The 19,926-nt window shown below is 43.5% G+C and carries 21 protein-coding genes and 1 pseudogene; 6 read left to right on the top strand and 16 right to left on the bottom strand.

Annotation, left to right across the window (positions count from 1 at the left end; all coding sequences use genetic code 11):
- Positions 1-210 precede the first annotated feature (210 nt).
- On the bottom strand, positions 211-1,095 hold the full coding sequence (locus SC79_RS18190) for a nucleotidyltransferase-like protein (protein ID WP_039076269.1): 885 nt from the start codon (positions 1,093-1,095) through the stop codon (positions 211-213).
- A 206-nt stretch (positions 1,096-1,301) separates the two neighbouring features.
- Between SC79_RS18190 and SC79_RS18185 the strand changes: the two genes are divergently transcribed.
- Positions 1,302-1,655, top strand: coding sequence for a YgzB family protein (locus SC79_RS18185; RefSeq protein WP_039076268.1), 354 nt, complete (start codon positions 1,302-1,304; stop codon positions 1,653-1,655).
- Positions 1,656-1,689: 34 nt separating this feature from the next.
- On the opposite strand, the gene perR is transcribed toward SC79_RS18185, so the two are convergent.
- Both perR and bcp read right to left on the bottom strand, forming a co-directional pair.
- Positions 1,690-2,127, bottom strand: coding sequence for a peroxide-responsive transcriptional repressor PerR (perR, locus tag SC79_RS18180; RefSeq protein WP_003223285.1), 438 nt, complete (start codon positions 2,125-2,127; stop codon positions 1,690-1,692).
- Between the two features lie 132 nt (positions 2,128-2,259).
- Positions 2,260-2,733: a thioredoxin-dependent thiol peroxidase gene (gene bcp, locus SC79_RS18175; RefSeq protein ID WP_039076267.1), complete on the bottom strand. Its 474-nt coding sequence runs from the start codon at positions 2,731-2,733 to the stop codon at positions 2,260-2,262.
- A 154-nt stretch (positions 2,734-2,887) separates the two neighbouring features.
- Here bcp and SC79_RS18170 point away from each other — a divergent pair, with 154 nt between their 5' ends.
- Together SC79_RS18170 and SC79_RS18165 are read left to right on the top strand one after the other, a co-directional pair.
- A complete protein-coding gene (locus SC79_RS18170) occupies positions 2,888-4,177 on the top strand; it encodes a glutamate-1-semialdehyde 2,1-aminomutase (RefSeq protein ID WP_039076266.1) in 1,290 nt (429 codons plus the stop codon).
- Positions 4,178-4,592: 415 nt separating this feature from the next.
- On the top strand, positions 4,593-5,654 hold the full coding sequence (locus SC79_RS18165) for an aromatic acid exporter family protein (protein WP_039076265.1): 1,062 nt from the start codon (positions 4,593-4,595) through the stop codon (positions 5,652-5,654).
- Between the two features lie 74 nt (positions 5,655-5,728).
- On the opposite strand, the gene SC79_RS18160 is transcribed toward SC79_RS18165, so the two are convergent.
- The 5 genes from SC79_RS18160 to fabL form a co-directional block, all read right to left on the bottom strand.
- Positions 5,729-7,471 carry an ABC transporter ATP-binding protein gene (locus SC79_RS18160; protein WP_039076264.1) on the bottom strand — a complete coding sequence of 581 codons (1,743 nt, stop codon included), beginning with the start codon at positions 7,469-7,471 and terminating at the stop codon, positions 5,729-5,731.
- 85 nt (positions 7,472-7,556) lie between these two features.
- A complete protein-coding gene (gene ntdP / locus SC79_RS18155) occupies positions 7,557-8,087 on the bottom strand; it encodes a nucleoside tri-diphosphate phosphatase (protein ID WP_010331498.1) in 531 nt (176 codons plus the stop codon).
- 143 nt (positions 8,088-8,230) lie between these two features.
- The gene (locus SC79_RS18150; protein WP_039076263.1) at positions 8,231-8,491 is read right to left on the bottom strand and encodes a YgaB family protein; all 261 of its coding nucleotides are present in this window, start codon (positions 8,489-8,491) and stop codon (positions 8,231-8,233) included.
- Positions 8,492-8,664: 173 nt separating this feature from the next.
- Positions 8,665-8,919, bottom strand: a complete 255-nt coding sequence (locus SC79_RS18145) for a gamma-type small acid-soluble spore protein (protein WP_039076262.1) — start codon at positions 8,917-8,919, stop codon at positions 8,665-8,667.
- Positions 8,920-8,986: 67 nt separating this feature from the next.
- Positions 8,987-9,739 carry an enoyl-[acyl-carrier-protein] reductase FabL gene (fabL, locus tag SC79_RS18140; RefSeq protein WP_010330857.1) on the bottom strand — a complete coding sequence of 251 codons (753 nt, stop codon included), beginning with the start codon at positions 9,737-9,739 and terminating at the stop codon, positions 8,987-8,989.
- Positions 9,740-9,819: 80 nt separating this feature from the next.
- On the opposite strand from fabL, the gene SC79_RS18135 reads away from it, so the two are divergent.
- Positions 9,820-10,044, top strand: coding sequence for a hypothetical protein (locus SC79_RS18135; protein ID WP_039076261.1), 225 nt, complete (start codon positions 9,820-9,822; stop codon positions 10,042-10,044).
- 6 nt (positions 10,045-10,050) lie between these two features.
- Here SC79_RS18135 and mutY read toward each other — a convergent pair whose 3' ends face one another.
- Complete coding sequence (gene mutY, locus SC79_RS18130) at positions 10,051-11,160, bottom strand: A/G-specific adenine glycosylase (RefSeq protein ID WP_039076260.1); 1,110 nt, start codon at positions 11,158-11,160, stop codon at positions 10,051-10,053.
- 216 nt (positions 11,161-11,376) lie between these two features.
- On the opposite strand from mutY, the gene SC79_RS18125 reads away from it, so the two are divergent.
- Complete coding sequence (locus tag SC79_RS18125; RefSeq protein ID WP_010330860.1) at positions 11,377-12,360, top strand: metal-dependent hydrolase; 984 nt, start codon at positions 11,377-11,379, stop codon at positions 12,358-12,360.
- On the opposite strand, the gene SC79_RS18120 is transcribed toward SC79_RS18125, so the two are convergent.
- From SC79_RS18120 to SC79_RS18095, 6 genes are all read right to left on the bottom strand, one after another.
- Complete coding sequence (locus SC79_RS18120; protein ID WP_039076259.1) at positions 12,353-14,938, bottom strand: YfhO family protein; 2,586 nt, start codon at positions 14,936-14,938, stop codon at positions 12,353-12,355. The two genes, SC79_RS18125 and SC79_RS18120, sit on opposite strands and share 8 nt — an antisense overlap.
- A 52-nt stretch (positions 14,939-14,990) precedes the next feature.
- Positions 14,991-15,980: a glycosyltransferase family 2 protein gene (locus tag SC79_RS18115; protein WP_039076258.1), complete on the bottom strand. Its 990-nt coding sequence runs from the start codon at positions 15,978-15,980 to the stop codon at positions 14,991-14,993.
- 232 nt (positions 15,981-16,212) lie between these two features.
- Positions 16,213-17,073: an alpha/beta fold hydrolase gene (locus SC79_RS18110; RefSeq protein ID WP_039076257.1), complete on the bottom strand. Its 861-nt coding sequence runs from the start codon at positions 17,071-17,073 to the stop codon at positions 16,213-16,215.
- Positions 17,060-17,392, bottom strand: a complete 333-nt coding sequence (locus SC79_RS18105; RefSeq protein ID WP_039076281.1) for an SdpI family protein — start codon at positions 17,390-17,392, stop codon at positions 17,060-17,062. Before SC79_RS18105 ends, SC79_RS18110 begins: the two co-directional genes overlap by 14 nt.
- Before the next feature lie 86 nt (positions 17,393-17,478).
- Positions 17,479-17,997, bottom strand: coding sequence for an SH3 domain-containing protein (locus tag SC79_RS18100; protein WP_039076256.1), 519 nt, complete (start codon positions 17,995-17,997; stop codon positions 17,479-17,481).
- Between the two features lie 143 nt (positions 17,998-18,140).
- The gene (locus SC79_RS18095) at positions 18,141-18,410 is read right to left on the bottom strand and encodes a YfhJ family protein (protein WP_010330866.1); all 270 of its coding nucleotides are present in this window, start codon (positions 18,408-18,410) and stop codon (positions 18,141-18,143) included.
- 124 nt (positions 18,411-18,534) lie between these two features.
- Here SC79_RS18095 and SC79_RS18090 point away from each other — a divergent pair, with 124 nt between their 5' ends.
- Entirely contained in the window at positions 18,535-18,687 is a 153-nt protein-coding gene (locus SC79_RS18090) for a small, acid-soluble spore protein K (RefSeq protein ID WP_010333452.1), read from the top strand.
- A gap of 32 nt (positions 18,688-18,719) precedes the next feature.
- Here SC79_RS18090 and SC79_RS18085 read toward each other — a convergent pair.
- A pseudogene (locus tag SC79_RS18085) lies at positions 18,720-19,912 on the bottom strand (MFS transporter).
- Positions 19,913-19,926 lie beyond the last annotated feature (14 nt).

Here is a 19,926-nt window from a genome sequence, read left to right as displayed (position 1 = left end):
TGCACATTGCTGTGCGATTTATAAAAAATGAATTAACAGGTACGTTTTGTCTTGTTTAGTTTTCAAAGATCATCCTTGCTTCTCACCGAAGCGACTTTACCAATATAACATTTGAACTTTATTTTGTCAAACGTTTTTTTGATTTATTTCTTCGCCGCTGTGAGCTTGTTTTTCAGTAGCGCATCAGCGACGTTTAATAATATAACATGGTCAAGAATCAGAGTCAACATCTTTTTCAAAAAAATATCCTCGGTGATAGACAGCCTGTCCTTTCGTTTCTATCTGGCAGACGCTAATCAGTCCCTTGTCCGTTAGGTAATCAAGCATAACGCCAAGGTCTTGGGTAAAGTGCTTTAAGTCAGGATGCTGAAGAAGCTCACCGAATTGCCAAATGTCTTTTTCTTTCATCACCTCGAAAAGATGTGCCGACCCGATATCAGATTTAGAATGGATGAGAAAATCATTTGCTAAGAATAATAATTCGAGTCTTTTCTGCAAGCTCTCGTGACTTTCAATCAGCTCGGAATATAATTTGTACACTTGCGGCTCCATCTGGCGCACTTGGCTCCATACTGTGGTTTCCGGATGGAATCCCCTGTCGATTACTTCTATACGCGCTAAATGATGAAGCGCATGAACAACCGCGTTGTAGGCATCTAAAAATTGATTGGCTTCAAAAAAAGCTTTTCCTTCAATATATCTTCTGATTAATTTGCCGTATTCAAGTCCGATCTTCAGTTTGCGCTCAGCAAACGGAAATGTATTCAGCCTGTCAATCAGCTCGGCAATGTATTCATTACGGTCAAACATGACTTTTCCATTTACAATCCAATCTATGATTCTTCTATTTGTCCCGAGCAAAATCCATTCTTTAATCTGAGAATCCATTACCACATGCAAAGAAGCTGTTTTTTGATCAAATTCATAATGCTTTATAAAAACAGGCTCGTCAGCCTCCTTTACAATCACCAGTAAAGCTTCATCAAAGTTATCTGTTAAGGAAGATGTTCTGTTTCTTCTCTCAATCATAATGACAGCTAATGTGTTGGGATGACTTGCTCTTTCTTGGTAAATTGGACGGAGAAGATTATCCATCACTATTCCTCCAATGCAATTGTTCAATTTTTTTATCTCTATTTGATTCAATTCTATGGTTATAACGAAATTCCTTTTATTCTAAACACATTGAACTATTATAAACAATTTCACAATAAGTCTCCATATGTAAATTCCAGTTCAATCGAAAACATGAAGAAAATCCCATTGGGTTTGTGCTATAGTTAAGTCAGAGGGGGATGGACATGGCGAAATACTCCAGCAAAATTAATAAAATCAGAACATTTGCGTTAAGTTTGGTTTTCGTTGGATTTATCATTATGTACATCGGGATCTTTTTCAAGGATTCAGTTTTGCTATCTAGTTTGTTTATGATACTTGGGCTTTTATCCATCGGGCTCAGCACGGCTGTTTACTTTTGGATCGGTATGCTTTCGACCAAAGCGGTCCGCGTCATATGTCCGGGCTGTGAAAAAGAGACAAAGGTTTTGGGAAGAGTAGACATGTGCATGCATTGCAGAGAGCCGCTGACTTTAGATAAGGGCTTAGAAGGAAAAGAATTTGATGAGTCTTATAATAAAAAGAAAATGTCCAAATAAAATAAGCTGACCGTTTCGTGCGGCCAGCTTATTTTTAATGGTTTTCTTTTTTTGAACACTCTTGGCAGACGCCGTAAATTTCTAAACGGTGGTGGCTTACTTTAAAGCCCGTCACATGGGCAGCAAGCTGCTCCACTTCATCAAGGCCCGGGTAATGGAAGTCCACAATTTTACCGCAGTTTTCACAAATCGCGTGATAGTGATCGGATGTGACAAAATCGAATCTGCTGGAAGCATCACCGTATGTGAGCTCTTTTACCAAACCGGATTCCCGAAATACACGCAAATTGTTATATACCGTCGCTACGCTCATGTTAGGGAACTTCCCTTCCAGAGCTTTATATATATCGTCCGCTGTTGGGTGAGCCATAGAGTTAACGAGATATTCCAGAATCGCATGACGTTGAGGAGTAATGCGAACTCCGGTTTCCTTCAACGTTTCTAAGGCTTCTTTTAGTTCATGTGCAGCCATCCGTCATGCACCTCTCTTCTAAAAAAAATTCTTACATTATAATGTTTATAATTAGTGTAACTCTTATTACGATAATTTGTCAATTGATATCAGGGCAAAAGTAAGCACATCACTTGAAATTGATAGACATATTTACTTTTCCGACATCTCTTTGAGTGTCTGAAGCGCTTCGGCTACATGGTCTTTTACTTTTACCTTTCTCCATTCTTTAACGAGTTGGCCTTCCTTGTCAATCAAAAATGTAGAGCGCTCAATTCCCATATATTCTTTTCCGAAGTTTTTCTTCAGCTTCCAAACATCAAATGCTTCCGCCAGCTTGTGTTCATCATCAACAAGAAGCAGAAATGGAAGGTTATGCTTCTCTTTAAATTTTCCGTGTTTTTCCTGGCTGTCCGGGCTAACCCCGATAATGACCGCATCCAATTCCTCGAAGCTATCGTGACTGTCCCGAAAATCGCATGCTTCGGTTGTGCATCCCGGTGTCATGTCTTTTGGATAAAAGTAAAGCACGATGTACTTCCCTTTATAATCCGCTAACGTTACTGTTTCCCCCTGATCGCCTTTTAACTCAAGATCAGGCGCTTTTTGTCCGATTTCTATCGTCATTTTCTTTACCTCCGAATGTCTTTTTATTAAGCGTATCCAATTCTTGTCCAGATTACAACCGTCGTCCCTTGCGTCTTGAGCCCGCATCCATTGTTCTTGTACGGAAGCATGCTACAATAGAAAGGACGCATGTACATATAGGAGGTTTTTATTCTTGCATACAAAATCAATTGAACTTCACAATGAGGCATTAGCGCACATTGTCGGCGGTGTAAACAGCCCGTCTAGATCATATAAAGCGGTCGGCGGCGGTTCTCCCGTCGCAATGGAAAAAGCAAACGGCGCTTATTTTTGGGATGTGGATGGCAACAAATACATCGATTATTTAGCGGCGTACGGTCCGATCATTACCGGACATGCCCACCCTCATATTACAGAAGCGATTAAAGAAGCGGCAGAGAATGGTGTTTTATATGGTACACCGACGAAACATGAGGTTACATTTGCAAAGATGCTTAAAGAAGCCATTCCTGCTATGGACAAAGTAAGATTCGTCAATTCGGGGACAGAAGCAGTTATGACGACCATCCGTGTGGCTCGCGCATATACAGGACGGACAAAAATCATTAAATTTGCAGGCTGTTATCACGGACATTCGGATCTTGTTCTTGTCGCAGCCGGCTCTGGTCCGTCAACTCTTGGCACACCCGACTCGGCCGGTGTACCGAAAAGCATCGCAAACGAAGTCATCACCGTTCCATTTAATGATATAGAAAGCTATAAAGCGGCTCTTGATAAATGGGGCAGTGAAATCGCGGCGGTTCTCGTTGAGCCGATTGTCGGCAACTTCGGAATTGTTGAACCGAAAGAGGGCTTCTTGGAAAAAGTAAATGAACTGACACACGATGCGGGCGCTCTCGTTATTTACGATGAAGTCATTACGGCTTTCCGCTTTATGTATGGCGGCGCGCAGGATCTTCTGCAGGTGAAACCGGATTTAACAGCACTCGGAAAAATTATCGGCGGCGGTCTTCCGATCGGTGCCTATGGCGGCAAAAAAGAAATTATGGAGCAGGTGGCTCCGCTTGGGCCGGCTTACCAGGCTGGAACAATGGCAGGCAATCCCGCTTCCATCCTATCTGGCATCGCTTGTCTGGAGGTACTTAAGGAGGAAAGCGTATATGAAAAGCTTGATCACCTTGGCGCTATGCTAGAGGAAGGCATTTTACAGCATGCAGAAACACACGGCATCACGATTACTGTCAACCGCTTAAAAGGCGCACTCACGGTTTATTTCTCTGATGAAAAGATCGAAAATTACGAGCAGGCTGAACGCAGTGACGGAGAAACATTCGCCAGATTCTTCAAACTGATGCTGGAACGCGGCGTTAATTTAGCACCATCTAAATATGAAGCTTGGTTTATTACAACAGCACATACAGAGCAAGATATGAAAGACACGCTTGCAGCGGTAGAGGATGCTTTTAAACATCTTAAAAACTAGTATCAGACACCTTTGACAGGAGCAGAAAGCTCCTGTTCAGCGTGTCGACAAACCCTCGCATTCGTTGTCAGTCCTGCGCGTTGGTGCTCACGAATGACTACATTCGCTGTGCTCCAATGCTCGTCCTTCCTAGACTTCAAGGGTTTTCAATCACGCTGAATAGACGACAAAATCCTAAAACGAAAACCGTTTTAGGATTTTGTCAACAATCTGACAGGAGCAGAAAGCTCCTGTTTTTTTATTCATTCGAACAGCGTGTAAGATTTTGGTCTATTTCTCGAAAAATAGCTTGAATATTTGTATCGATCCCTGTATATTACTTAGTTGTTTAGCAAATCAACTGACCGGGAATTTTAAGGATTAGCATTTGCTGTGTCATACAATTTACTATAGAAAGGAATGCACGCACAAACCAATGAAACTTGGTGCCCGCATTTTCAAAACAGGGATTGCGATTACACTTGCCCTCTATCTGGCTTCGTGGATCGGGCTTCCCGCGCCGATTTTCGCTGGGATTGCAGCGATATTTGCGATTCAGCCGTCGATTTACCGCTCTTTTCTTATTATTATTGATCAGGTTCAGGCAAATATTATCGGAGCTGTGATCGCTACAGTGTTCGGCCTTATTTTTGGACCCAGCCCGATTATGATCGGGTTGACAGCAGTTATTGTCATTACAATTATGCTGAAGCTTAAAATTGAACATACCATTTCGATTGCACTTGTAACAGTTATCGCGATTTTAGAATCCGCCGGTGACGACTTTTTAATGTTCGCGCTGGTCAGAACAAGCACAGTCATCTTAGGGGTGCTTTCTTCTTTTATCGTCAACCTGGTGTTTTTGCCTCCTAAGTACGAAACAAAGCTGATTCATAATACAGTGGAAAACACAGAGGAAATTATGAAATGGATCAGGCTGAGCATGAGGCAGTCCACAGAGCATTCGATTTTGAAAGAGGATATTGAAAAACTGAAAGAAAAAATGATCAAGCTTGATCAGACATATCTTCTATATAAAGAAGAAAGAAGTTATTTTAAAAAAACGACTTATGTAAAATCAAGAAAGCTTGTCCTATTCAGGCAGGCAATTATCACTGCAAACAGGGCGCTTGATACATTGAAAAAGCTGCATCGCCTGGAAAACGACATCTACCATATGCCGGAAGAGTTTCAAGAAACACTGACTGAAGAACTTGATTACCTGCTTTACTGGCATGAACTGATTTTGATGCGGTTTGTCGGAAAAATCAAGCAGCATGATGACGCAGATGAAGAAGGCATTCAATATAAACAGCTCTTAACAAAGTCATTTTTAAAAAATCAGCAGAACACAGATGATGAGCTAATCGATTACAATATGCTCAGTATTATGGCAAGCGCCGTAGAATATCGTGATCAGCTTGAACATTTAGAAACTCTGATCACAAGTTTTCAAACGTATCATCCGAAAGACTGCGAAATAGAGACAGAAGAGTAACCCGGTTGAACAGCCGGGTTTTTTTCATATAAAAAAATCTTATATCCTTTGCAGAAAGGATATAAGATTGATGTTCAGCTCAAATTTTGAATGGTAAATAAGTGCTTGTACTGGCTGTCATATTCCATCAGTTCATGATGGGTTCCAGTTTCGGTGATTGTGCCGTTTTCCATCACAACAATCTTATCCGCATGTGTGATGGTCGATAAGCGGTGAGCGACAACAAAGGTTGTTCTGTCCTTTGCCAGTTTGTCCATTGCTTCTTGAATGTAATGCTCGCTTTCCAGATCAAGAGCTGAAGTCGCTTCATCCAAAATGAGGAGCGGCGGATTCTTCAGAAAAACCCGCGCGATTGAGATGCGCTGCTTTTGCCCGCCTGACAGCTTAACGCCTCTTTCTCCCACCCGGGTCTCATACCCTTCTGGAAAACCCATAATAAATTCATGGGCATTGGCAGCTTTGGCGGCTTCGATAATCTCTTCAAGCGTGGCACCAGGTTTGCCGATTGCAATATTTTCCCGAATCGTTTCGCTGAACAAAAAGGTATCCTGAAGCACCATGCCAACCTGATTGCGAAGGCTTCTCGCTTCATAATCGCGGATTTCTGTCCCGTCAATCAGCAGCCTGCCGCTTGTCACGTCATAAAATCTCGGAATCAGGCTGACGAGTGTTGACTTGCCTCCTCCGCTCATGCCAACGAGAGCTACAGTTTCCCCTCTATTCACTTTTAAAGAGACGTCATGAAGAATGTTTTCTTTTTCCTTTTCATATTGAAACGAAACATTTTGAAATTCCACTTCACCGCGAATTTGGCCGGCCTTAATGGCATTTGGTTTGTCAGTGAGTTCATATGGCTCGTCAATAAATTCAAACACCCTGTCCATTGACGCGATTGACTGTGTCAATGTTGTAGAGGAATTAATCAGCCTTCTAACAGGGTTGTACATTCTGTCGATATATCCGACAAACGCGACCATTGTTCCGACAGTCAGCGGTCCATTAATGACAAAATAACCAGCGCACGCAATCACGATGAGCGGCGCCAAATCTGTAATGGTATTGACGACTGCAAAGGTTTTGGCATTCCAATTCGTGTGGCTGATGGCTTTATCTAAGAAATGGCTGTTTTTCTCATTGAAATGATCCTGTTCATGATCTTCGATTGCAAAGCTTCTGATAACAGGCATGCCTTGAATGCGTTCGTGCAAATGTCCCTGCACTTGAGCGAGCGCCTGCGAGCGCTCTCTAGTCAGCTTTCTCAAACGGCCGTAAAAATACTTTACTGATATGCCGTATAATGGGAATAAAACAATAGAGATCAGCGTTAATTTAACGTCTAGTGTGAGCATGATAGAGATTACAATCAAAATCGTCAGCATATCGAGCCAGATATTCATCAGGCCTGTAATGACAAAATCCTTTGTTTGTTCCACATCATTGATCACTCGGGAAATGACTTCCCCTGTTCTCGTATTCGCGTAAAAACGAAGGCTCAGTTTCTGTATATGGTCAAACAGATTGGTTCTTATATCGTAGAGCACCTTGCTGGCTGTCCACTGGGCAAAATATTGCCGATAGTATTCAACAGGCGGGCGCAAAATTAAAAATAAGGCGAACATGATCGCCATAATAGTAAACAGTGACGTTGTTTTGTCACTGGCCGTGCCGCCTCCTTGAATAATGTCGTCAACTACGTACTTCAGAAGCAATGGGAGAGCAAGCGGAATGGAGAATTTGACAATCCCGATTAACACAGTAACGAAAATTTGCTTCTTATAAGGTTTGACGAATTGCATATAGCGTTTCATAACCCCCACGTTGATTCCCCCTCTCTCTTTATCATGATGTGTGTGAGCCCATGTGAAAAACCTGTTGTACCCCGCAACAGGTTTTTACGTAACTTTATTTTGTATAGCGCAAAAACCGTTCATACCACATATCGACAAACTCGGGCGCAAACGGTCCTTGGCGCTGGTGAATCCAATGGAGCAGCGTGTTTAAGTAGTCTCTTAAAATACTGTCGATTTCTTTTGGATAATTCATGGCTTTCCGATGATCATCATATTCGTCTTCATCGAGAATATTATAGGTCATGTCAGGAAAAACCTTAACATCTAAGTCATAATCAATATATTTAATTGCTTCGCCATCATAGGCAAAAGGAGAACTGATATTACAATAGTAATGAACCCCGTCTTCCCTCAGCATCCCGATGACATTAAACCATTGTCTTGCGTGAAAATAACAGATTGCGGGCTCTCTGGTTATCCATGTCCGTCCGTCTGATTCGGTAACCATCGTCCGGTCATTGGCTCCAATGACACACATTTCTGTACTTTTTAAGATTGTCGTCTCATTCCAAATTCTATGAATCAGCCCGTTATGCTTATAGCTGTGAATTTGAATGGTTTCTCCTTCCTTGGGATAGCCCATATTTCTCCCCTACTTTCTATAAAGCCCTGCAGTTAGTATGTCCAAATTTGCTTACCGACAACGTCTTTTACCTATTATAACGTTACAAATTGAAAAATGAAAATAAAAGAGCCATTCCGGCCGGGGAATGGCACATTCCTGCTCTACACAAAGGAAGACGGCTTTTCCGAGCTGCGATATGAACGAATCACCTGCTCTGTCTGCTTTTGAAACATGTCCTGTATATCGGCAAGTTGTTTTCGTTTTACCGCAATTTCATTCCGAATACCGCGCAGCCTTGCACCCCTTTCCAAATGCCGGAGTTCTGCTTCAATTTGTTTGCAGCGGTCGAGCTCTGATTGGAGATCGAGAAGCTTGTCCATCGTCTTCATCTGTTCACTTACGAGCTTTTCAAATTCCGTCATCGGTTCCTCCTTCAGCTTGGAAAAAGTCTAAACGTTTCCTCCTTTCATTATTTCGATCTTATGTATGCAAACCCTTTGACTCATTCTGTAGACCTTCCACAAGTTTTGTCGTTTTACAAACAGAAAAAAAGCACGTTCATCCTAAGATGAAGTGCTTTTTTCTGTTTCAGTGATTAGCTGTTTTGTTGTTTGTTTTGTTCAGCAGATTGGTTTTGCTGTCTTACTTTCTGTACGTTTGTTTCACTAGCGAATTCAGTGCCAAATTGACCTTGTTGGCCAGCAGCTGATTGCTGGTTTTGTTTTCTGACTTGCTGAACGTTTGTTTCGCTAGCAAATTCAGTGCCGAATTGGCCTTGACCAGCAGCTGATTGTTGGTTTTGTTTTCTGACTTGTTGTGCGTTTGTTTTGCTGAAATTTTGGTTTGCCATTGTTATCACCTCCACGATCATTAGAATGTGCAGGTGACGGTATGGCTATTCCTCTTTTTAAAAATTTTTAAACGAGCAGCGAGCGTCCGCCATCGATGATAATGGTCTGGCCGCGTATCATGTCAGCCTTAGATGACACTAAAAACTCGACGGTATCAATCATGTCTTTAATTTCAACCATGCGTCCTGCCGGCGTGTTTTGACGCGCATCCTCGAGCAGATCCTCTCTGTTCGGGAAGTGTTTGAGGGCATCTGTGTCAATTGCTCCGCCTGAAACGGCGTTGACGATAATGTGTTTTGGCGAAAGCTCAACCGCGAGATAACGGGTTAACGCTTCTAACGCCGCTTTTGACACGCCAACTGTCGTGTAGTTTTCAAGGTAGCGGATCGAACCTAATGAACTGATGCTGACAATATGTCCGCCTCCGTTCTTTTCCATTAGCTTGGCCGCTTCCTGGGCGCAGAAAAGCAATGCCTTCGCATTAATGTTCATCGTCCAGTCCCAGTGTGTTTCTTCTAGTTCCATAACAGGTCTCAGAACGCCTGAAGCGGCATTATTTACAAAAACATCAAGTCTGCCAAACGTTTCATCAATTTGCTGAAACATTTCTTTGATTTTTGCAGGCTGTCCTACGTTTGCTTTTACGACAAGCACTTTGACGCCAAGCTTTTCGATTTCTTCCGCTGTTTCCAAAGCGGCTTTTTTGCTGCGTGCATAGTTAATCACGATATTATAACCGTTTTCAGCCAGTCTGATCGCGGCCGCTTTACCGACACCGCGGCTGCTTCCTGTTACAAGTGCGCATTTATTTTGTTCCATTTTTCCTCATCTCCTTGTAGCGTATAGTTCTCTTATTTCCACAAACAATAATGGCAAGAACGTAAAGGGGGTCTTCTGTTATGTATGTCGGACGTGATATGAGCGAATTAAACATGGTATCCAAAGAAGATTGGAAAAACAGCGAACTCGCCTATTTTCATCATGCTTTTCAGCAAATTATGCCTTATTTGAACGAAGAAGGCCAATCAAAATACCGGGAATTAACGCAAGAAATTGAAGCGCGCGGCGGAATGAAACGCAATGAAGCGGATTACACTCACGGCACGCGCGTTACTTATGATTAAGAACGTTTACGGAGCAGCCGTGTATTCGGCTGCTTCCACTGCCATCTTCCAGATTTTTTGATGTGATACCGGGAACGCAAATTGTTCGAGCTCTTCTTTTGTCACTTTTTTCAACTCAGCGGTATCCGACACTTGTTTTACTTTACCGAAAAACACAGAAATATTCCATACCAGGTGGGTGAAAACGTGCTCGACTACACCTTGCAGATCACTGATGTCAGCTTGTATCCCACAATCGTTTTCTAAAAATGCAGTGAGCTGTTCACGCTCGGTTTTGATCCCTTTTTGTGTTTCAAGATTAGGGAATTCCCACAGGTTGGCGAGCAAACCTTTTGACGGGCGTTTGTGAATATACACTTGTCCATCTTCATCAGTCAGAACGATTGCGGCCATTGTTTTGATCCCAGGCTTTTTCTTTTTGCTTTTTACCGGAAGCTCCCGTTCAGTGCCTTCTTCAAATGCTGAGCAATGCTGTTGAACCGGGCATAGCAGGCATGAAGGTGATTTTGGCGTACATATCAAGGCTCCGAGCTCCATCAAGCCTTGATTAAATTCAGATGGTTTTTCTCTTGAAATAAATGCACGGACTGCATCTTCAAAGATCGTTCTCGTTTTTGGTTTGGCGATATCATCCCAAATCGAAAGAACTCTAGACATGACACGCATCACATTTCCGTCGACCGCAGGAACGGGTTTGTTGTAAGCGATGCTGAGCACAGCCCCCTTTGTATAAGGGCCTACGCCTTTTAAGCCGCCAAATTCTTTCTCGTCTGGAGGAACAATGCCCCCGTATTCCTGTTTCACTTCTTTTACCGCGCTTTGCAGATTTCTAACTCGCGAATAATAGCCGAGTCCCTCCCATGCTTTCAGCACTTTTTCTTCATCAGCATCAGCGAGCGCTTCCACTGTCGGGAATTGTTCCACAAACCGCAGAAAATAAGGAATCACCGTCTCTACTCTCGTTTGTTGCAGCATCACTTCAGATACCCACACTTTATATGGATCTTGATCCTCTCTCCACGGCAGAATGCGCTGTTCTCGTTCAAACCATGAGATTAAATCATCGCGAAATTGCTGTATGTCTTTTTGTTTTAATTTGTCTTCAAGTACGTTCATATGTGTTTCTCCCCAGTCTTTCGCGCCCCGCTTTTCTTTAGACTGTTATTTGTTGTACACTAAGGGCACAGTACGATAATATGTTACATTAAATACAAGTAAAGAAAAAGCGGAAACATATGAGAACGATTAGATCTTTTGAAAAATTGGGTATATGAAAATGGGGAATATCTTATAAAAGTGAATGTGCAGGACAATCCTGCAAGGAGGTCACCTATGGATACGGGCACACATGTCGTCATGGGCATCGCGCTTGGCGGTATTGCGACACTCGACCCTGTTGTCGGATCAGATCCGGCAATGGCTCACGCTGTTATGATCGCAACGCTCGCGGGCTCTCAGGCTCCGGATATTGATACTGTGTTAAAACTGAAAAATAATGCGGTTTATATCAGAAATCACAGAGGGTTTACCCATTCCATTCCCGCTGTTTTGTTTTGGTCTTTGATCATCCCGGCCATACTGTATTTATTTTATCCGCAGGCCGATTTTCTGCACCTGTGGCTGTGGACGCTGCTGGCAGTCGTTCTGCATGTTTTTGTTGATATTTTTAACGCCTACGGAACACAAGCCATACGTCCGTTTTCAAAAAAATGGGTTGCGCTCGGGCTGATTAATACGTTTGATCCGTTTATATTTATCAGTCATCTTGCTGCGATTGCGATTTGGTATGCGGGCGGCAGTCCCGGCATCACGTTTCTCAGCTTATATATCATATTGGCTGGTTATTATATGGTTCGCCTGATTATGCAGCTGAGAATTAAACGGAAGCTTCATGAGATGATTCATGATGAAATCGAAAGCATCATTATCTCTCCGACGATGAAATTCAGGCAATGGCGGATCGCAGTTACGACAGCCCATGCTTTCTACGTGGGAAGAAGCATGGAGGGGCACGTTGTGATTCTGGATACGTTTAACCGTGTGCCTGTTCCTGAAACCGAAGTGATGCATGCGGCAAAGCAAGATGATAACATTGGGGCGTTTCTGTCATTTTCTCCGGTTTATCGGTGGGAAGTCGATACGTTTAAAGATCATTATGAGGTAAGGTTTATTGACCTGCGTTACCGAAGCAAAGGCCATTATCCGTTTGTGGCCATCGTTCATATCGACCATGATCTCAAGATTCGCTCATCCTATACGGGATGGATATTCAGCGAAGAAAAGCTCCAGAAAAAATTAAAGCTCGGCTCTATTTAGAGCCGGGCTTTTTTCGTCTGATATACAAAACAGCAAGCAGCAAACTGACGGCCGATAGGAGCGCCGATTGTTTAAAGTATGGCGGGTAGTAGGTCAGTTCAATGTGATTGTCTCCCTTTTGCGCCTGAAAACCGATGAACGCATAGTCCGCTTTTTTGATCGGCTGTTTTTTCCCGTTGATCTTCAACTCCCAGCCTTTTTCATATGGGATTGGAAGCATGATGTACTTGTCTTTTGACAGATAATAGGCAAACGTCAATTGGTTTTTGTCCCATTTCAGTTTGTCTGCTTTTTCTGTTTTATTTTGCTGTACAGCGCTTTTCAGCGTTTCATAATTTTCTTCATAGAGCGCTAGGTTTTTGAGCTCATACGTTCCTTCCGGGAGCTTGATTGAAATATGTTCTGATTTAGGCACTCTAATCGTGATATCATTTACCCCGGTCTTATAAATCGATTGATTCGATTTCCTTGTTGTGGCATAATCATTGACCCTTAACCTAAACCCTTTGTCTTTTGCTTTGCTTTTCAAATAAAAGCTGACATAGTAGTCTCCCCGAGCTGATGACGCCTGTTTCGGGGTGATGTTCAGCTCTCCTCCGTTTTCTCCAGTCACAGTAAGCAGTCCGTTTTGATAGCGGGCATGCTTTGTGGTGATATCCGACTCAGGGATTAGATCGGCCGGTTTGGGTGCCTGCTCTGTCTCCCCCGATGGATCGGCTACTACAATACCTGCCAGCATCGCCTGCTCTTTCGCTAGAACGGACGATTTGTCCAGCTCGCTTTCACTGTATATGGCATCGGCTGTCTTGACGAAAGGCAGCATGTATTGATTTTCATAAACGGCATAATGCTCAGATTCCAAATTCTTTTTAAAGCCGTACGGGACGCTGGCTTCGTTAGTTTTTTCCGTCATATAATATTTGCCGTAAAGCAGGCTGTACAAATTCGCTCTGTCTCCCAAGGACGCATAACGGCTGACGCTCTCCCTCCCCATATCGATGCTCAGATCATGCCAATAGAAGGTCAGCAGATGTTTGTTTAAAATGCTGGAGTAGGCGCTGAATCCATTAAACCCGTAAATGATTGGCGTATTATTGCGGACCCCGTTCATCCAGTCGATTCTCATGAGCGGATCATCGTCTTCCTTTTGTAAACGCCTGATGAGCTCAGATGATTCTTGCCCTTTGTATTCCTCGCCCATGAGATATGCTTTTGTCACACTGTCCAGACCGCCCCCTTCCGAGAGCACGTATTTTTGATAGGTGTTGGCGACAAACAGCGTAGAAAGAATGACCACACCGTACACAGCAACCTTTGTCCATTTTTTCGCAAAAACCGCAGCAAACAAGGCTGCGATTGTCAGTAATAAGAGCAATAGAATGCTTTGATTCGCAGGCTTCCCTATATCGAGCTCATACCTTTGGATATGGTACAAGTAAAGAAGCAGGACAAGGACGGTTGCCGGCAGCAGTTCTTTGCGCTTCAGCTTGGTCAACTGTGACAAGCCTGCCGCTGCCGTACCAGCAATCGTAAAAGCAAGAACATATTCAAACCGGTTTTGCGGGGCGGAAAAACCGTTAAACGCGCTTGCCGCATAGGGACTGAAATGAAAAAGAATAAACAGCAGGCTCAATCCGGCAAAGAGACGAAACACGCGGTTTTTATAAAAAGACACAATAAATAAAAACAGCAGAAAAACTGCCGGCAAAATGATGATCCGGCTTGTAAATAAGATATTATCATCGAAATGAAGCCACTCTATGTTCTCTCTGTACGGAGGGCGCAGGTTGTTTACATAACCGTATACCACCGGCACAAACGCCGCCGCACTGATGCCGAAAGAAATGAGGCCTGAAATGATAAACATTCTGCATTGAATCCATCTTTTCTCTTCATGCTGTTCCAGCCGGATCAGCCATCTAAACAGCACATAAATTGCGATAAATATAAGGTTTATGTATGCAAAGTAGAAGTTGTTGATTAAGGTCATCGAGCACGCAATGATAAACCATGCCGGACGCCGTTCTCTCATGATTTTCTCCGCTCCGAGCACTAACAGCGGAAGCCAGATCATGGTATCGGTAAAGAATTCCCAATACGCTTCGTGGCGGAAATAAATGATTGAGGCACCATATAATACGGCGCCCGTAAACGACGCCGCTCTGTGCTTGAGAAGATAGTGAAAAACAGAAGCGGCTGTAAAGATGATCAGACTCAGTTTGATCATACTGATAAAAACAGCTGACTCAGCCCAAAAAAGCGCATCCGCTTCTCCGATCAGCTGCACGCCTTGAAGAAGCCAGACGACGGCGGCTGACGCAAGAAAAAGAAAGGAAGCAGAAAAATAATAGCCGAGCTGACTGAATGTGCCGCCGCCGAGTCCGAATGTATCATTGTAGAAAAAATTTCCGTGTGTATATTGTTCAAATAATAATTTTTTAAATACGACCATTTGCGCAAGCCCGTCACCCGGACCTGTCATGTATCTGCCGTCCGACCATTCTTTCACAAAAAAAGCGTGAGCCAGAATGGAAGCGAGCAGACTGGCCGCATAGATCATGACATATTTTTTTTTCATATAGATTCTCCAGTCTTGCTTTTAAGATGCAAAAAAGCACCGCTTAGTGATTTCAGTGCATTTTTGTCAGGCGCTGTACGTTTTTCAGTTCGTTCGTTTCAGGTATATCTTTATTCGGGATATTCGCTTCTTTAATCAAATAATGCGGGCGTTTTTTTGTTTCATAATAAATTCGGCCGATATATTCGCCTATGATTCCGAGGCTTAACAGCTGAACCCCGCCGAGAAATAAGACTGCTGAGATGATTGTGAAATATCCAGGTACAGAAATGCCGTTAGTCAGAATGTTTACGAATGTGGCAATGATATAAATGATGGAAAGCAGCAAGATAAAAATGCCGGTATAAAAGCATACTCTCAACGGCTTATGATTAAATGAAACAACCCCGTCCATTCCGTAGTTAAACAGGCTGCTGAACGACCATTTTGATGTGCCGTTTTTTCTTTCTACATTTTCATAAAACACGATTTTCTGATCAAAGCCGATCCAGCAAAACAGCCCTTTTGAAAAGCGGTTGCCTTCGCTCAGCTTCAAAAGAGCATCCACAGCTTGGCGGCTTAACAGCCGAAAGTCTCCGACACCGTCACGCAAATCAACCTCCACCGCTTTATTGATGAACTTGTAATAAAGAGAGGACAGGATTGAGCGGACAGGGCTGTCCCCTTTTCTGTTCCTCTGGGCAATGACTTGATCATAGCCTTCTTCATAGCCTTTGATAAATTCCTTCAGCAAATAGGTCGGATGCTGCAGATCGGCGTCCATGACAATAACCGCCTCGCCTTGAACATGCTCAAAGCCCGCCAGAATTGCGGCTTCTTTTCCGAAGTTTCGGGAAAAAGATATATATTTTACCCGGTTGGATATCGCTGCCAAGTCTCTAATTTGCTGAAGCGTATCGTCAACACTTCCGTCGTTTATGAAGAAAAGTTCATAATCATAATGAATGCTCTTGAATTCCTTTTTCAAGGATTCATGAATGAGTTTGACATTATACCCTTCATTGTAAGACGGGATAATAATCGAGATTAATCCTTGCTTCATTAAGGCACCTTCTTTTTTATATTCTTTTTTAAGTATTGCCTTAGGGGGCGTTGCAGACAAATCTTCAGTAAGGCTATTCCTTTTTTAAAAGTCGTTTAAACCTGATTTTTGTTACATTTTTGTCGTGACATTCAATTTTTAATGTTATTTTGTCATGTTTAAAACATGACTATGAAAAATACGCACAGAAAAAGTCTGCCACATATGACAGACGATTGGGAGACATTCTGACTTATGGTTTTTTAAGATATTCCAGAATCAGCTGATTGACGATGGCTGGTTTTTCGTGGTTAATCCAATGGGAGGCTTCATCAACAAAAATGAGGTGTCCATTCGGGCAACGCTTTTCCGTCTCTTTCGCAAGCTTCCTGCTTAAAAAACGGTCCTCCATTCCCCAAATCATCCGGTAAGGTGCTGTTTCACAAGTTACTTTCTCTGACAGGCTTCCTTTTCTGAGGGCTCTGTACCAGTTCAGCATAGCTGTCAAGGCACCTGGCTGTTTCCAGGCTTCTTTGTACCTGCTGACATCCTCAGACGAAAAAAGCTCAGGGCGTGTCGATAATCCAATCGCTTGATCTAATGATTCATAATCATTTTCTTTTAGTGATGCCTCTGGAATGTCAGGCAGCTGGAAGAAGGCGATATACGAGCTTTTCAGCCATTGCGGAGGATAAACCGGTGTTACGGTTTTCATGATGCCCGGGTGCGGGATATTAATGGCGATCAGCTTTTCAAGATATTCCGGGTGCGTTGAAGCCAGATGCCATGCGACGGCGCCTCCCCAGTCATGTCCAATCACGATTGCTTTTTCATCTGTGAATTGCGTGATCAACCCGATGATATCATCTCTTAATGTATCAATCCGATATGCTTCAATTCCCTCCGGCTTGTCACTGAGATTGTAGCCTCGCTGATCAGGAGCAATGACCCGGTAACCCGCATCGGCTAGCGGTTTGATTTGATTTTTCCATCCGTACCAAAACTCAGGGAATCCATGGAGCAGGACAATTAAGCGGCCGTCCTCCGGCCCTGCAGACGCAACGTGGAGCGTGATTCCGTTCGTTTTGACAAACTGGCTTTTAATTCCGTCCACTTCTATCTCCTCCTTGACTGTAGGTTATGTTTTTCAGCCTTTTCTCCGTTAGCATAAACGTAATGACACAGGCGGCCATCAGCAGGATAAGCTGAAAAATGATCAAGTTTGATTTCAGCAGCAGACCCATTGCCATAACCACCAAGCCTGACAGGATCATCAATGATGCACTGTAGCGGTTCGCTTCATTCCATAACCTTTGATCTGACTTTGAACGCCTCGTTCTATATCCGTACACACTGTTGATGGATGTGGGAGGAAACAATTTGATCAGTATGCCTGCAATGATCATGAGACCTCCGCCGATTAAACCAACCAAATGATCATCTCCTTTCTCATTGTTACGTGCAGAAAGAAGAAAAGTTTCATACTCCGGCAAAAAGACAAGACTCCAGCCTGCCTTTTTTATCGTAGCTGTAAGTCCTTTGTCTGAATGTAACCCATGACTCCACCATACTCAACGAATGCCCAAGTGAAGTCAAATCCGCCGTTTTCACTGAATCCCCATCCTTGGAATGTTACCTCTGTCCCAGATGATAGCTTCTTGGCTTTTCCGTTTTCGGGTGTCGGTGCATAGAAGGCTGTCTGTTTCGCCGTTTTCGCTTGGCTTGCCGTTTTCATTAAGAAGTGTGTTGAAATATAGGCGTTTTTTCCTTCGAATTGAATGTGAGCCCAATCGGCATTTACGAAACCATTAACTGTGACTTTTTGTTCCGATGATAAAGTGCCAACAATTTTGCCTTTATGATTTGGCTCAGTCCGGACATTCAGCTTTCCTGCTTTTATGATGTAAGAATCGGATGATGGCATACTGACAGATATGTCGTGAAGGGGCGCAGCTTTTGCTACGGGAGCGGAATGATGGGATGGTAAAGCCAGGCCTGCGGCAACTGTTAAAGCGAGCATTACTTGTTTCTTTATCATACAAAGCTCCTCCTCGCAATTTGACAAGATATTTGTGGTATTCCCTGATTGACAGGCGGGTGAAACACGTTTTGTTTATTTTTATGATGTTCAGGTAATCAAAAGGAAATGAAAAAACCTGCCGGATGGTAACGGCAGGTTGTTTAATGCAAGAGGCCTCTGCTTTGGTTTAAGTAATCATTCACGTTGTCACGGGAGCTTTGGAAAAGGTGGAGCTGGCCGCCATAGTTCTCGATCCATTGTGTGACGATTTTTTCGGTCATTTTTTCACCCTGATAGGCATGTCCGGCTTTTGCATAGGTGGCTTCGAAATCGCTCCATAATAATTCCACCCATGTTTTTGCCTGTATATAACTGATCATCTCGTTCTTTTCCAGAAGCAAATTTGTCAGTTTCTCAATGTACGTATTCATGTGTCCAGTCTCCTTTCTTCAGGAAAAAAATGACGCTTTAAAACGTGCTGTTCTCCATATACTAACCTTACGTCTTCATCTGGAAAGACGCAACTTTTTGATCTCGAACCTAGGGGGAAATGACATGGTCCGGAATAAAGAAAAAGGATTTCCTTACGAAAACGAAAATAAATTTCAGGGTGAACCGAGAGCAAAGGACGACTATGCTTCAAAGCGTCCTGACGGATCAATCAATCAGCATCCACAGGAAAAAATGAGAGCCTCCGGCAAACGGTAAAGATGAACAGCTGCACGCGCTGCAGCTGTTTTTTACCCTTTATTGACTTGATACTCATACACGCTCTTCTTTTCTGACAAATGTGCAAAGGTAGAAAGCACGAGACCGCATGCAGTCATAAGCGCTCCGCCCGCAAACAGCCACGAATAAGAACCTGTTCCGCTCAAAATCATTCCGCCGATCCACGCACCGAGCGCATTAGCAAGGTTAAACGCCGACACGCTGACAGCGGCGGCAATTGTTGTACCGCTCTCAGAAGAAGAAATGACCTTTGTTTGCAGCAAAGGAGGCGTACCGAATGCGCAAGCCCCAAATAAGAACGTTGCAACAATGGCTGCGGCCGGGTAAATGGCGATGTAAGGAAATACAGTCAGAACACCGATCAAACCGATCATCACACCGATCATCGTCCGAGTCAGCAGAGGCATCGGCACTTTTCCCGCAAAGAAATTCCCTGCAACGCCCCCTAGTCCATATGCAAAGAGAGCGCCTGTAATGCCGACTGTGCTGAATCCGGCTGAATGTCTCAAAATCGGTTCGATAAAGGTGTAGGCGATAAAGACGCCGGAATAGCCTAAAATCGTAATCGCGAAGGAATACAGCACTTGTTTGTTTTTAAATACACCCCACTCATTCATGAGCATCGGGATCACTTTTGGTTTTCTGTTCGGCACAGCAGCCATGAGGCCTAAGAATCCAACGGCGCCGAGTGCTGTAATGATGGTAAATACAGCTCTCCAGTTCAGGACATCTCCGAGATAAGAGCCGAATGGGACACCAAGCATCAAAGCCACTGTCAGCCCGCCATTCATTGAGGCAGCGGCTGCGCACGCTTTTCCGGTGGAACCATTTCACTGGCAAATACCATGGCGATCGCAAAGAAAGCGCCATGAATGGACGCGGATAAAATTCTTGAGACAGCCAATACCGCAAAATTCGGAGCCAGCGCGCTCAGTAGATTGGCTAGGATAAAAATCGCCATCAGCCCAAGCAGCACAGGCTTTCTCGGGAGTTTGACCGCAATGATGGTGACGAGCGGGCCTGTCAGACATACGCTTGCCGCATAGGCCGTGACAAGAAGCCCGACGGATGAAACATGTATATGAAAGTCATTGGCAATCGACGTCAAAATCCCCATCACCGCGTATTCAGTGTATCCGATTGAAAATGTGCAAATCATAAGAACAAAAATAATAAATTTCACTGATGGGTTTTTGATACTCAACGTCATCGCCTCCT

Origin of the sequence: Bacillus sp. MSP13 (assembly GCF_000815295.1) — a bacterium.
In the GTDB taxonomy this organism is placed as follows: Bacteria; Bacillota; Bacilli; order Bacillales; family Bacillaceae; genus Bacillus; species Bacillus vallismortis.
The sequence above is the reverse complement of the archived record's forward strand: the minus strand, read 5'-3'. Positions and strand labels throughout refer to the sequence as shown.

Excerpts from the sequence above, each read along its gene's own strand:
- SC79_RS18185 (WP_039076268.1), top strand. The coding sequence starts at position 1,302 with ATGGCGAAATACTCCAGCAAAATTAATAAAATCAGAACATTTGCGTTA.
- SC79_RS18150 (WP_039076263.1), bottom strand. The coding sequence starts at position 8,491 with ATGACGGAATTTGAAAAGCTCGTAAGTGAACAGATGAAGACGATGGAC.
- SC79_RS18095 (WP_010330866.1), bottom strand. The coding sequence starts at position 18,410 with ATGAATACGTACATTGAGAAACTGACAAATTTGCTTCTGGAAAAGAAC.
- SC79_RS18115 (WP_039076258.1), bottom strand. The coding sequence starts at position 15,980 with ATGAAGCAAGGATTAATCTCGATTATTATCCCGTCTTACAATGAAGGG.
- mutY (WP_039076260.1), bottom strand. The coding sequence starts at position 11,160 with ATGAACGTACTTGAAGACAAATTAAAACAAAAAGACATACAGCAATTT.
- SC79_RS18125 (WP_010330860.1), top strand. The coding sequence starts at position 11,377 with ATGGATACGGGCACACATGTCGTCATGGGCATCGCGCTTGGCGGTATT.
- SC79_RS18090 (WP_010333452.1), top strand. The coding sequence starts at position 18,535 with ATGGTCCGGAATAAAGAAAAAGGATTTCCTTACGAAAACGAAAATAAA.
- SC79_RS18145 (WP_039076262.1), bottom strand. The coding sequence starts at position 8,919 with ATGGCAAACCAAAATTTCAGCAAAACAAACGCACAACAAGTCAGAAAA.
- perR (WP_003223285.1), bottom strand. The coding sequence starts at position 2,127 with ATGGCTGCACATGAACTAAAAGAAGCCTTAGAAACGTTGAAGGAAACC.
- SC79_RS18100 (WP_039076256.1), bottom strand. The coding sequence starts at position 17,997 with ATGATAAAGAAACAAGTAATGCTCGCTTTAACAGTTGCCGCAGGCCTG.
- SC79_RS18135 (WP_039076261.1), top strand. The coding sequence starts at position 9,820 with ATGTATGTCGGACGTGATATGAGCGAATTAAACATGGTATCCAAAGAA.
- bcp (WP_039076267.1), bottom strand. The coding sequence starts at position 2,733 with ATGACGATAGAAATCGGACAAAAAGCGCCTGATCTTGAGTTAAAAGGC.
- SC79_RS18120 (WP_039076259.1), bottom strand. The coding sequence starts at position 14,938 with ATGAAAAAAAAATATGTCATGATCTATGCGGCCAGTCTGCTCGCTTCC.
- ntdP (WP_010331498.1), bottom strand. The coding sequence starts at position 8,087 with ATGGGCTATCCCAAGGAAGGAGAAACCATTCAAATTCACAGCTATAAG.
- fabL (WP_010330857.1), bottom strand. The coding sequence starts at position 9,739 with ATGGAACAAAATAAATGCGCACTTGTAACAGGAAGCAGCCGCGGTGTC.
- SC79_RS18190 (WP_039076269.1), bottom strand. The coding sequence starts at position 1,095 with ATGGATAATCTTCTCCGTCCAATTTACCAAGAAAGAGCAAGTCATCCC.
- SC79_RS18165 (WP_039076265.1), top strand. The coding sequence starts at position 4,593 with ATGAAACTTGGTGCCCGCATTTTCAAAACAGGGATTGCGATTACACTT.